Below are 13,335 nucleotides of genomic sequence, written 5' to 3' on the forward strand. Positions count from 1 at the left end.
CGATTGTTTTAGTCCTCTTAAACAGTAAATAATTATATATTGACTTTAATTAAAAAAGATTAGTAAAAAGCAAAAATAAGCAAAACGGTTAAAACCTTTGCTATACAAGGCTTTATAAAAAGAGTAGTCTTAGTTCAGAAGTCGGTGTCTGATAGGTTTGGGGCTTAAATTGACAAGGTTAGGTTACTAATTCGTTACCGATTGACAAAGGTAATGATATGGCTTAACTGATTATATTTCAGTCTTTTGCGCCCTTTTCTACATTCCCTTGTAACTCAATGTAATTTAATTTTAAACATTAAACATTTGAGTTATGGAGCAGACAAAAAAATCGACGTTCAAACTGCTTTTCTATTTGAAAAAGAACGAACTGAAAAAGAACGGTAATGCCCCGATTATGGCACGTATTACCATTGACGGAACCCCTAAGACTTTCGGAACAAAGTTAGAAATTGACCCCAATAATTGGGATTTGAAACACGGAAGAGTTCAGGGAAAAAGTGCGCAGGCACTAAGCATTAATAAAAAACTGGATAACATACGTGGGCGTATCGACAAGATTTATGAAGATATGCTGAAGCACGAGGGCTTTGCGACCGCCCAAAAAGTAAAGCTATCTTTTTTAGGTGTTGGTGTAATGGATGATGCAATACTTAAAGTCTTCAACGACCAAAATGAGGATTTTAAAAAACTGGTCGAAAAGGAAGAACGCTCACAAAGCACCTACAACAAGTATATCACAGTTTACAATCATCTTACCACGTTTATCAAAGAACGCTATCATCGTGATGTCTTGTCCTAAAATAGCTTTACACAAAAAAGTGTAAAAGAATGAATAAACGACAAATTATTTTAGGATTATATTTGAACAGCAAACGAATTTTAGTATTAATATAAAAAGTGTAAACTTTTTTTAGGACGTGACAAAATTTTACGTGATAAATTTCGACGACCCACGCAAGAGCCACCGTTGCAACCCGCTCAATCCCGACTTTATGACGGATATTTCAGATGCCTACGAAGCCGCATATACCATAATGCTGAACCTTAACAGGTCGTGGATACAGAAGCAAGGGGATTTTTTCGTGGAAAGCCCAATTATCTTATTGGCTGCTATTATTTGGTATCTGAAAATCTATGAGGATGGCAAGTATTGTACATTCCCACACGCTATTGAATTACTGAATAAAAAGTATTCGGACGTATTCACGATTTTAACATCATACCCCGATTTGGAAAATTATTTGTCGCCCTTTATGGATGCGTGGCAAGGCGGAGCGCAAGACCAGTTGCAAGGACAAATAGCATCGGCAAAAATTCCGCTATCAAGAATGATCAGCCCACAACTATACTGGGTAATGACAGGCGATGATTTTACGCTTGACATCAACAACCCGAAAGAACCTAAAATTTTGTGCGTGGGTAACAATCCCGACCGTCAAAATATTTATTCAGCAGCGTTGGGTTTGTACAATTCAAGGATTGTAAAACTGATTAATAAAAAGGGACAGCTAAAGAGTTCGGTTATCATAGATGAGTTGCCCACGATTTATTTCAGGGGACTGGACAATCTTATCGCAACGGCGAGAAGTAATAAGGTAGCGGTATGTTTGGGCTTTCAGGATTTTCCGCAATTAACAAGGGATTACGGCGACAAGGAAAGCAAGGTAATACAGAATACTGTCGGTAATATATTCAGTGGTCAGGTGGTTGGCGAAACAGCAAAAAGCCTTTCGGAACGTTTCGGTAAAGTATTACAGAAACGCCAAAGTATGACCATTAACCGCAATGATAAATCTACCTCTATTTCGACACAGTTAGACAGCCTTATTCCGGCTTCCAAAATCTCAACACTTACACAAGGTTTGTTTGTTGGTTCTGTATCAGATAACTTTGATGAACGTATCGAGCAGAAGATATTTCACGCCGAAATTGTAGTGGACAATGAAAAGGTAGCGGCAGAAAGCAAAGCCTATCAGCAAATACCGCAAATCTTATCTTTTGTAAATGAGCAGGGCGAGGATAAGATGAAGCAGGAAATAGAAAACAATTACAAGCAGATAAAATCAGACATTCTGAATATTGTTGTTAGTGAAATGGAGCGTATCAAGAATGACCGTAACTTACAGCATTTGGTGCAGAAAGAATGATTATACTAAATATTTTTGTGATTTTTCTATTAATATATTGTTAGAAGAATTAAAAGTAACAGCACCATTACGTCAACATATAAAATGCCAAATTTTAATACTCATAATTTAGCATTTGCTTAAATAAACAAATTAGTTACATTTGCATTATGGATAATACTTCTTGTACACGACAACAGGCAGACATTAAACAAATCAATCGCTGTAAAGAAAGAGTTTCGGAACTCCACAGTTCGTTTGACTATTTGTCGAACGCACTTGAATTGACTGGAAACAATGTAAGACTGAAAATTCTGTTTCTTCTTTATGAAGAAAAACGACTTTGTGTTTGTGATGTGAGTGAAATTCTTGGAATGACAATTTCAGCGATTTCTCAGCACTTGAGAAAACTTAAAGACCGAAAGCTTATTGAAACCGAAAGAGAGGCGCAAACCATTTTTTACTCATTGACAAAAGAGTATGAGAAAATGTTGGACCCATTTTTTAAAATACTTGACGATAAAAAAAATTTAGAAACAATATGGTAACGGACGGAAAACTAATTGGGACTGGACTTTTGACAGCAATAGCAGCTTCATTATGTTGCATTACACCTGTTTTGGCTCTCATAGCAGGAACAAGTGGACTTGCTTCAACTTTCTCTTGGCTCGAACCTTTTCGTCCATATTTTATCGGGTTAACTATTTTAGTGCTTGCTTTTGCTTGGTATCAAAAATTGAAACCGCAAAAGAAAATTGACTGCAACTGTGAAACAACTGAAAAATCAAACTTTATGAAAACAAAATCATTTTTAGGAATTATTACCGTTATGGCGGCTTTACTTTTATCATTTCCGCTTTATGCTCACATCTTTTTTCCAAAGACCGAAAGTAAAGCAATTATTACCCAAACTTCCAAAATTCAGAAAGTTGAGTTTACAATCAAAGGGATGACTTGTTCAGGTTGTGAACACCACGTTAAAACGGAAGTTAGTAAACTAAAAGGAATTGTGGAAGTTGTGGTTTCTTATGAGAAAGGCAATGCCATTGTTAAGTTTGACAACAAACAAACAAGTATTATAGAAATTGAAAAAGCTATCAATTCGACAGGTTATAAATCACTAAAAAGTAAAATTATATCATAATGGAAATTAAATTACAATCAATTATAACTTGCCCAAATTGCGGATACAAAAAAGAGGAAACAATGCCAACAGATGCTTGCCAATATTTTTATGAATGTGAAAATTGCAAGACAAGATTAAAACCATTACAAGGCGATTGTTGTGTGTATTGTAGTTATGCCAGTGTTCCTTGTCCATCAATACAACAGGATAAAAAATGTTGCTATTAGAAACCAATTAAGAGAAAAAAATGTTCAGTTTTTTCAAAAAATATTTTCAAAAATTTAAGAAGAATACTTATGCTATCAACAGAAAAAACATTATCAGAAGTAATTGAAGTACTAAGACAAAGGGGTTATACGGAAGACTTTAATCTATTGGAAGAAAACATTTCGTACAAAATAGACGGAGAGAAAGTTAATTTAAGGGACATTGTTATTGATAAAATTTATCGTTTTACTGGGCTTAATGACTTGGAAGATGAGGCTATCTTATATGCGATGAGAAACCAAAAAGATGGAGCAAAAGGTGTTTTCGTAAATGGTTATGGTACATACTCTGACAGTGCAGCAAACAGCATCATTGAGCAAATATCAGTTGACGAGGACGATAATGATGATTGGACGATAGAAAATTAAATCACAATGACTGAATTAGAAAAAATTTTACAGCAAAAAGCTATAAAACCCACCGCTATGCGTTTGTTGGTAGCAGAAAAGCTATTGAAACAACAATATGCAGTAAGTCATAAAGAATTGGCGGAGCAATTTGAAAAAGCTGATAATGTAACGCTATTCAGAACGCTGAAAACTTTTTTAGAGCACAAACTTATCCATACTATTGACGACGGAACAGGAGTTGTAAAATATGCACTTTGTCAATCGGGTTGCAATTGCAAACCTTCAGAACAGCATACGCATTTTCATTGCTCCCAGTGCCAGCGAACTTTTTGTCTTACCGATACCGAAATTCCAAACATCAATATTCCACAAAATTTTAAATTAGAAGGCATCAATTTGGTACTTAAAGGACGATGTGACAGATGCAACTAACATGCTATGAAACTTTGCAATCGGATTGCAAGGATTATTTTTCTATATTTGTACTATAAATGAGATGGATAATCACAATATTGACTTTTTACCTGATGGTACTTTCTTCATTGCCTTGTAGCGATGGAAGTAATCAGTGTGAGGATACCATTCCTAAAATTGAAACCGTTCAATCTCACGACCACAATCAAGATAGCGATGACAATTGCAGTCCTTTTTGTTATTGCAATTGTTGTAGTATAAGTATTGCTACTTACCATTTCAAACCTTTTGAAATCAAGCAACCTAAACCCACTCTTGTTGTTAAAAAAATTACACTTCGTGATTTTACTTTAATTTCCTTCTACTCAGGAAGTATTTGGCAACCGCCAAAGATTAATGCTTAATATTTTTTAGCAAATGCATTTATAGGTGGGGCGTTTGGCATTTCCTCCACTAATAAAGAAGCGTACTATCTAAGTCGTGCATTTAGCTGTTCTTTTTGCAATATACAGAAAGAACTTATATCCACTATTATTAATCATTAATCAAATGAATTGTGTTAGACAGTATCATAAAATTCAGTATTAAAAACAAGCTTGTCATTGGAATAATGACCTTGTTACTTATCATTTGGGGAAGTTGGAGTATTACCAAATTACCCATTGATGCCGTACCCGATATTACTAATAATCAGGTGCAAATAATTACGGTTTGCCCTACATTGGCAGGGCAAGAAGTAGAACAATTAGTAACCTTCCCTATTGAGCAAAGCATTGCCAATATTCCAGATATAGAAGAAACAAGGAGTATTTCAAGATTTGGCTTATCGGTAATTACAGTAGTATTTAAAGATAAAGTAGACATTTATTTTGCCCGTCAGCTTATCAATGAAAAACTAAAAGAAGCAGAGGAAAATATACCTAAAGGTATTGGCAAGCCAGAACTTGCACCAGTAAGTACCGGATTGGGAGAAGTCTATCAATACATCATCCATCCGAAAAAAGGCAGTGAAAAAAAATACAATGCAAAAGACCTACGCACAATGCAGGATTGGATTGTAGCTCGTCAGCTTTTCGGTACACCCGGAATTGCTGAAGTAAATAGTTTTGGAGGCGAACTGAAACAATACGAAGTAGCCGTAAATCCAAATCGCTTAAAAGCAATGGGTGTAAGCGTTACCGATATTTTTACCGCATTAGAAAAAAACAACCAAAATACTGGCGGTGCTTATATTGATAAGAAACCAAATGCTTATTTCATTAGGGGGATTGGCTTGGTTACTTCATTAGATGATGTAAAAAATATCAGTGTAAAAAATAATGTAGGCAGTATTCCCATTTTTATAAAAGACGTAGCAGATGTACGTTTTGGAAATGCGGTAAGATATGGAGCTATGACCTACAATGGCGAAGTGGATGCCGTAGGTGGTGTAGTGATGATGCTTAAGGGGTCAAACAGCAACGAGGTTGTTAACCGTATCAAAGAAAAATTGCCTATTATTCAAAAATCCTTACCCGAAGATATTATTATTGAACCTTATTTAGACCGTACAGAATTAGTTGGCCGAGCAATAAGTACTGTAGAAAAAAACTTGATAGAAGGTGCATTGATTGTCATTTTTGTTTTGGTTCTTTTCTTGGGGAATTTTAGAGCGGGATTGATAGTAGCATCCGCTATTCCTTTGGCAATGCTATTTGCTTTGGCTTTAATGAATGTGTTTGGCGTAAGTGCCAATTTAATGAGTTTGGGAGCAATAGATTTTGGATTAATTGTAGATGGTGCGGTAATTATTGTAGAAGCCACATTGCATCATTTAGGTTTAAGGAAATCTACACAAAGGCTCACACAGCAAGAAATGGATAATGAAGTATTTACCTCAGCTTCCAAAATTCGTAATAGTGCAGCCTTTGGTGAAATCATTATCCTTATAGTTTACATTCCTATCCTTACGTTGGTTGGTGTAGAAGGTAAAATGTTTAGACCAATGGCACAAACAGTAGGTTTTGCAATCTTTGGAGCGTTGATTTTGTCTTTGACCTACATCCCGATGATGTGTGCTTTGTTTCTATCAAAAAATCCTACGCATAAAGAAACTATTTCAGATCGAATGATGAATTGGCTACAAAGAAAATACCAGCCATTGTTAGAAAAAGCCATCAGAATAAAATATTGGCTAGTAGGTATAACCGTTGCCATATTTGCTTTTAGCCTTTTTTTATTCAGCCGAATGGGTGGCGAATTTATACCACAGTTACAGGAAGGAGATTTTGCCTTTCATTGCATTTTGCCACAAGGAAGTTCATTGAGCCAGAGTATAGAAACCTCAATGCAAGCTTCAAGAATTATTAAAGAATTTGACGAAGTAAAAATGGTAGTAGGCAAAACCGGAGCCGCAGAAGTACCAACCGACCCAATGCCACCTGAAGCGACAGATTTAATGGTTATTTTAAAACCGCAAAGTGAATGGAAATCACATAGAACTTATGATGAATTAGCTGATGCTATTAATGAAAAACTGGAAGCAATACCTGGTGTATTTTTCGAAAAGAACCAGCCAATACAAATGCGTTTCAATGAGTTGATGACAGGTATTAGGCAAGATGTTGCAGTAAAAATATTTGGAGAAAATTTAGATACGCTTGCCTTGAATGCTGATAAGGTTAGTAAGGTTATACAAACAGTAGAAGGCGCTACATCTCCACAAGTAGAACGTGTGAGTGGCTTACCGCAAATAAATGTGGAATATGACCGTACTCGCTTAGCCAATTATGGGATAACGGTAGAAGATGTAAACAATGTAGTAAGCACTGCATTTGCAGGAAAAAGTGCTGGTGTAGTATATGAAAACGAAAGAAGATTTGAATTAGTCGTTCGGCTGGATAGTGTTTACCGTAACAGTATCGAAGATGTAAACAATTTGATGATACCAACTTCAACTGGTAATCAAATTCCGCTTTCGCAAGTAGCAACTATTGATTACAAATTAGGACCGGCACAGATAAGCCGTGAAGCAGGAAAACGTAGAATTGTAATCGGGTTCAACGTTGTAGGCAGGGATGTACAAAGTGTGGTAGAAGAAATTCAGCAAAAATTAAATACACAGGTAAAATTACCACCGGGCTACTATTTCACGTATGGCGGTCAATTTGAAAACTTGCAGGAAGCCAGTAACCGATTAATGATAGCCGTTCCGGTTTCTTTGTTATTGATTTTTGTATTGCTTTATTTCACGTTCCGTTCCTTTAAACAGGCAGGCTTAATATTTACAGCTATCCCAATGAGTGCGATCGGTGGTATATTGGCTTTATTACTTCGTGGTATGCCGTTCAGCATCAGTGCAGGAATTGGATTTATTGCTTTGTTTGGTGTAGCAGTACTCAATGGAATTGTATTGATAGGCACTTTCAACCAATTAGAAAAAGAAGGTGTAAGAGATGTTTTCAAACGAGTAATAGAAGGAACTAAAATCCGACTGCGACCAGTATTGATGACAGCAACTGTAGCCAGTTTAGGATTTTTACCAATGGCATTAAGCAGTAGTGCTGGTGCAGAAGTACAAAAGCCTTTAGCCACTGTAGTAATTGGCGGATTAGTTACAGCAACATTCCTTACCCTATTTGTACTGCCATTACTCTATATCATTTTCAATTCAAAAATTAAATTAAAAAGAAAGCCACAAGTGAAACCCATTGTAACCATAATTGTATTGCTTTTATCAATGGTAGGCTTTACAGCAAATGCACAGACAAAAAGTTTAACTAACGTTGACGATGCGATAAATATTGCACTTCAAAATAATCAAACCATAAAAGCTTCAGATTTAGAAATTGATGCCAGCAAAGCCTTAAAAAAAACTGCTGGAGAATTACCCAAACTTGATTTTAATGCACAGTTGGGGCAGTACAACAGTATCAAATTCGACCAGTCTTTTCAGGTGTCGCAAACCATTCCATTTCCATCATTATTTGGAGCAAAAAAACAATTGATTAATGCCGAAATAAAAGGTAAAGAATTACAGAAAAATCTTTCAGTGTTGGAGTTGAAAAATCAAGTACGTACTTATTATTATCAAATTTTGTACTTGCAACACAATCAAAAACAGTTACAGCAATTGGATAGTTTGTACAACGATTTTATTAAAATAGCCCAGCTTCGCTATAAAACGGGAGACACCAAAAAAGTGGACATCAGCACCTCGGAAGCTAAGAAAGGCGAAATCAATTTATTGTTAAAACAAAATGGAGTGTTCTTATCCAATGCTGTTGCCAATCTGAAAACATTGATGAACACAAAAGACGATTTTTCCATTGCAGAAAACGGAATATTTCAGCCTCTACAAATCAGTAATTTGTTGGATAATGAAGCCGTAGCAAATCATCCTGCCATTCAATCTTTGTATCAGGATGCCATTATTGCCGAGCAAACCAAAAAGGTAGAACGTTCGCAAGGTTTACCAGATTTTACGATTGGCTACGTCAATCAGTCTTTAATTGGTTTTCAAAATGTAAACGGATCCGAACAATTTTTCAATGGTGGAAACCGATTTAGTTCTGTAAACATTGGTATTGCTATTCCCATCACTTATGGTGCTACCAAAGCCAGAATAAAATCTTTAGATTACAGAAAACAAGCAGCCGAAGCCAATGCACAGCAACAGCAAAAAACATTAGCTACGCAAATGCAAAATGCCTTGCAACAATACCAGCAAGACTTACAGCAGTTCAATTATTTTGAGAAAGAAGCATTGCCCAATGCCAAGGAAATTGTATCAGCAGCACAATTGGGTTACAGAACAGGCGAAATCAGTTATGTAGAATATCTTTTTGCACTGCAAACTGCCACCGATATTCAGTTGAATTACCTCAAAAGTATTCAGCAAGTAAACCAATCTGTAATCACTATTTATTCATTCATCAATCAATAAGAAAAAATGAAATTCAATATAAATAAAATCACGTTTATAGCAACGATAGTTGTTTTAATATTTAGCTTTTCGGCTTGTAAGAACGATAAGCAAAACGAAGGTCAATCTACAGAAGCAGCAGCAACCGAAAAAGCTGAAGCTCCTCACGAGGAAGAAGCACCAACCATTGCCACACTAACTGAAGAACAAATAAAAACGGTAGGCATACAATTGGGCGTAGTAGAGCAAAAAGAATTAACGGCAACCATCCGAGCAAATGGTTTGCTGAAAGTTCCCAATAACAACAAAGCCAACGCAACTTCTTTGTATGGTGGTGTAATAAAAACACTGAACGTACAAATTGGAGATTATGTGAAAAAAGGACAAGTAATAGCCACTATTGCCAATCCGCAGTTTATACAATTGCAGGAAGAATACTTGAGTACTGCCAGCAGAATAACTTTTGCTGAACAAGAATTGGCAAGGCAAAAAGAACTAAACCAAGGCAATGCAGGAGCGAAAAAAAATCTACAAAGTGCCACAGCCGAACTCAATAGTTTACGTACCAGAAGAGCTTCCTTACAACAACAGATACAATTAATGGGCATCAATCCAGGTTCTGTTTCAAATGGTAATCTAAAATCGACATTGGTTGTAACCAGTCCTTTGAATGGTACGGTTAGCAACGTTTTTGCCAAGATAGGAAGTTATGCAGATGTATCTTCGCCTGTGATAGAAATTGTAGATAACAGTTCATTGCATTTGGATTTACAGGTTTTTGAAAAAGATTTACCACAGGTAAAAGTGGGGCAAACCATTCACTTTACTATAACAAACAATCCATCAGCCGAATATGATGCTACTGTTTTTAGTATTGGTTCATCATTTGAAAATGATAGTAAAACTATAGCCGTACACTGCCGTGTAAATGGCAATAAAAAGGGTTTAATTGACGGAATGAACATCACAGGAATTGTAAGCCTTAACAATGTAACTACTCCTGCTGTACCCAATGATGCCATTGTAAATGCTGATGGCAAATTTTATGTTTTTGTACAAACCGATAAAAAAGCAGAAGAACACCACGAAGAAGGAGAAGAAGAAGGAAGTCAAAAAGAGGGCGAAGAAAAAAAACATAAAAATAGTAAGAATTTTGAAAAAGTAGAAGTACTGAAAGGCGTGTCTGATATGGGTTATACCGCAGTAACTTTTGTAAACGAAATTCCTGCAAATGCAAAAATTGTAACAAAAGGAGCATTCTTTGTAAATGCAAAATTGAGCAATACTGGTGGTCACGAACATTAATTTTTTTGTTATGAAAAATATTGAACAGAAACTTTTAAAAAAAAACACCAACCCTACCAGTATGCGGATTTTGGTGTATGACTTTTTGGAAGAACAACAGATAGCGATGTCATTATCTGAAATAGAAAGTCATTTTTATAAAGCAGATAGAATTACTATTTATAGAACCCTGAAAACTTTCGAGGAAAAAGGTATTGTACATAGTATTCAAGACAATAACACGAGTAAGTATATTTTATGTGACGATGGGTGCGATGAGAAAACTCATAAAGATTGGCATCTGCACTTCTACTGTAAAATTTGTAAACAGACAACCTGTAAAGAAGATTTTACAATACCACAGGAAATTAACTATGAGTTTAGAATTGACGAGATAAAACTATTTGGCAAGGGTATTTGCGAGAAGTGCTTAAAGGAGAGTTTGCAATAGCATTGCAGGCTCTCTATAATTAACTTTGATATTAAAAAGAAAGATATGGAACATAAACATAAATATGATGCACAAGGCAAACAGCTTTGTTGCACACCTCAAGAAGAAAAAATAAATACCGATGCTAAAATGCTATTGGAAAAACATCACGACGATGATGGACACAACCACGAACACACCGATGATGACGGTCATAACCACGGAAGTACCGATAAATCTACCTTTCAAATGTTTTTACCTGCTATCATCAGTTTCGTATTATTGATGATAGCCATTGCTTTCGATAATTGGGTGCCGCAATCTTGGTTTACAGGTTGGGTAAGAATTGTTTGGTATGTAGTAGCGTATGCACCAGTTGGATTACCCGTAATTAAAGAAGCATTTGAAAGCATCAGAAAAGGCGATGTATTTTCAGAGTTTTTATTAATGAGTATTGCAACCATCGGAGCTTTTGTCATTGGCGAATACCCTGAGGGTGTTGCTGTAATGTTGTTTTATGCCGTTGGCGAAGTATTCCAGACTTTGGCAGTAACAAGAGCGAAAGCTAACATTAAAATGTTGCTCGATCAAAGACCAGATGAAGTAACTATTTTAGAAAATAATCAAGCTAAGACCATAAAAGCAGAAACCGCAAGTATTGGCAATATAATTCAATTAAAACCCGGAGAAAAATTAGGACTAGATGGAGAATTATTATCCGAAACCGCTTCATTCAATACAGCAGCACTAACAGGAGAAAGTAAGCCCGACACCAAAACCAAAGGTGAAACCGTATTGGCGGGAATGATAAATTTAACGACCGTTGCACAGGTAAAAGTAACGACTGCTTATACTGATAGCAAACTTTCTAAAATTTTGGAATTGGTACAAAATGCCACTGCACAAAAAGCACCAACAGAATTATTCATTCGAAAATTCGCAAAAATCTACACACCGATTGTTGTATTGTTGGCAGTGCTAATTACCATAATACCTTATTTTTTTGTGAGCGATTACGTTTTTAGTCAATGGTTGTACAGAGCATTGGTGTTTTTGGTTATTTCTTGTCCTTGTGCCTTGGTCATAAGCATTCCTTTGGGTTATTTTGGTGGAATTGGAGCAGCTTCCAAAAATGGAATTTTGTTTAAAGGAAGCAACTTTTTAGATGCCATTGCCGATATTAAAAATGTAGTAATGGACAAAACGGGTACAATGACCGAGGGCGTTTTCAAGGTACAAGAAGTGGTATTAAAATCTGAATTTAATAAAGATGAAATCCTGAAAATGGTCAACGCTTTAGAAAGCCAAAGTACACATCCGGTCGCGACCGCTATTCATCAATACGTAGGCGAAATTGATAACTCAATAAGGTTAGATAATACCGAAGAAATTGCAGGTCACGGTTTGAAAGCCAATGTAAACGGAAAAGAATTATTGGTAGGGAATTTTAAGTTGATGGATAAATTCAATATCAGTTATGATTTAGACCCAACCACAATTGTGTACACTTTAATTGCCATTGCTTACGATGGAAAATTTGCAGGATATATTACCATTGCAGACAGCATCAAAGAAGATGCACAGCTTACAATTGACAAACTGAAAGCATTAGGTGTAAAGACCACAATGTTAAGCGGAGACAAAAGCACCGTAGTAAAATTTGTTGCCGATAAATTAGGAATTAATAATGCCTTTGGCGATTTATTACCCGAAGACAAAGTAAATAAAGTAAAAGAAATAAAAGCCCAAAACGAAACCGTAGCATTCGTAGGCGATGGAGTGAACGACGCACCAGTAGTAGCTTTGAGCGATGTAGGAATTGCAATGGGCGGTCTAGGAAGCGATGCCACCATAGAAACTGCTGATGTGGTTATTCAGGACGATAAGCCGAGTAAAATACCAATGGCAATCACTATCGGTAAACAGACAAAGAAAATAGTTTGGCAGAATATCATATTAGCATTTGCTGTAAAAGCAATCGTGTTGGTTTTAGGAGCTGGGGGCTTAGCGACTATGTGGGAGGCGGTTTTTGCCGATGTTGGTGTTGCATTATTAGCTATCCTGAACGCAATAAGAATACAGAAAATGAAATTTTAATATAACCCATTTATGAGTTTTGAAAATAGAAGAGAAATACGCAAAAAGTTATTATTTAATTTGTCATACCTCTATTTAGAAAGCCTATGAAAAGGATAACATTGTTAAAATCGAAGACTTAATTGGCTATGATTGTTTTCGCTTCTGCAATAGTTGATAATACGTAACTTTTTATCGACCAGTATATTTTTTAGGAAACGGCAACTTTTTTTCGAGCTATCCTTGTTGTGACGGCAGTTGTGGGAGATGTTTTTTACTGATACGAGAATGTAAATCACAAAAAACGTAAAACGATATAAAAAACCAATCTAAATTTGTAACTTTGTTGCGTTGAA

10 protein-coding genes and 2 pseudogenes are annotated in these 13,335 nt (G+C 35.9%); all 12 read left to right on the plus strand.

What is annotated here, in order from left to right; all coding sequences use genetic code 11:
• Positions 1–313: 313 nt before the first annotated feature.
• Positions 314–790 (plus strand): annotated as a pseudogene (locus tag QO190_RS05730) (Arm DNA-binding domain-containing protein); the annotation flags it as partial.
• Positions 791–926: 136 nt separating this feature from the next.
• Positions 927–2,150, plus strand: a pseudogene (locus QO190_RS05735) (TraM recognition domain-containing protein); the annotation flags it as partial.
• Positions 2,151–2,299: 149 nt separating this feature from the next.
• Positions 2,300–2,677, plus strand: a complete 378-nt coding sequence (locus tag QO190_RS05740) for a metalloregulator ArsR/SmtB family transcription factor (RefSeq protein WP_024566613.1) — start codon at positions 2,300–2,302, stop codon at positions 2,675–2,677.
• Complete coding sequence (merTP, locus tag QO190_RS05745; RefSeq protein WP_024566614.1) at positions 2,671–3,273, plus strand: mercuric transport protein MerTP; 603 nt, start codon at positions 2,671–2,673, stop codon at positions 3,271–3,273. Before QO190_RS05740 ends, merTP begins: the two co-directional genes overlap by 7 nt.
• Positions 3,273–3,482: a GDCCVxC domain-containing (seleno)protein gene (locus tag QO190_RS05750; protein ID WP_078679374.1), complete on the plus strand. Its 210-nt coding sequence runs from the start codon at positions 3,273–3,275 to the stop codon at positions 3,480–3,482. The genes merTP and QO190_RS05750 overlap by 1 nt, the downstream gene beginning before the upstream one ends.
• Before the next feature lie 69 nt (positions 3,483–3,551).
• Positions 3,552–3,890 (plus strand): hypothetical protein, encoded by a 339-nt coding sequence (locus QO190_RS05755; protein WP_024566615.1) that lies wholly within the window; start codon positions 3,552–3,554, stop codon positions 3,888–3,890.
• Positions 3,891–3,896: 6 nt separating this feature from the next.
• On the plus strand, positions 3,897–4,304 hold the full coding sequence (locus tag QO190_RS05760; protein WP_371462064.1) for a Fur family transcriptional regulator: 408 nt from the start codon (positions 3,897–3,899) through the stop codon (positions 4,302–4,304).
• Between the two features lie 59 nt (positions 4,305–4,363).
• Positions 4,364–4,690 carry a DUF6660 family protein gene (locus tag QO190_RS05765; RefSeq protein ID WP_371462065.1) on the plus strand — a complete coding sequence of 109 codons (327 nt, stop codon included), beginning with the start codon at positions 4,364–4,366 and terminating at the stop codon, positions 4,688–4,690.
• A 152-nt stretch (positions 4,691–4,842) separates the two neighbouring features.
• The gene (locus tag QO190_RS05770; RefSeq protein WP_371462066.1) at positions 4,843–9,210 is read left to right on the plus strand and encodes a CusA/CzcA family heavy metal efflux RND transporter; all 4,368 of its coding nucleotides are present in this window, start codon (positions 4,843–4,845) and stop codon (positions 9,208–9,210) included.
• A gap of 6 nt (positions 9,211–9,216) precedes the next feature.
• The gene (locus QO190_RS05775) at positions 9,217–10,494 is read left to right on the plus strand and encodes an efflux RND transporter periplasmic adaptor subunit (RefSeq protein ID WP_371462067.1); all 1,278 of its coding nucleotides are present in this window, start codon (positions 9,217–9,219) and stop codon (positions 10,492–10,494) included.
• A gap of 10 nt (positions 10,495–10,504) precedes the next feature.
• On the plus strand, positions 10,505–10,924 hold the full coding sequence (locus tag QO190_RS05780; RefSeq protein WP_371462068.1) for a Fur family transcriptional regulator: 420 nt from the start codon (positions 10,505–10,507) through the stop codon (positions 10,922–10,924).
• Positions 10,925–10,969: 45 nt separating this feature from the next.
• Entirely contained in the window at positions 10,970–13,000 is a 2,031-nt protein-coding gene (locus tag QO190_RS05785) for a heavy metal translocating P-type ATPase (protein WP_371462069.1), read from the plus strand.
• The last annotated feature ends 335 nt before the right edge of the window (positions 13,001–13,335 follow it).

Source organism: Cloacibacterium sp. Arc13 (assembly GCF_041431305.1).
GTDB lineage: Bacteria > Bacteroidota > Bacteroidia > Flavobacteriales > Weeksellaceae > Cloacibacterium > Cloacibacterium caeni_B.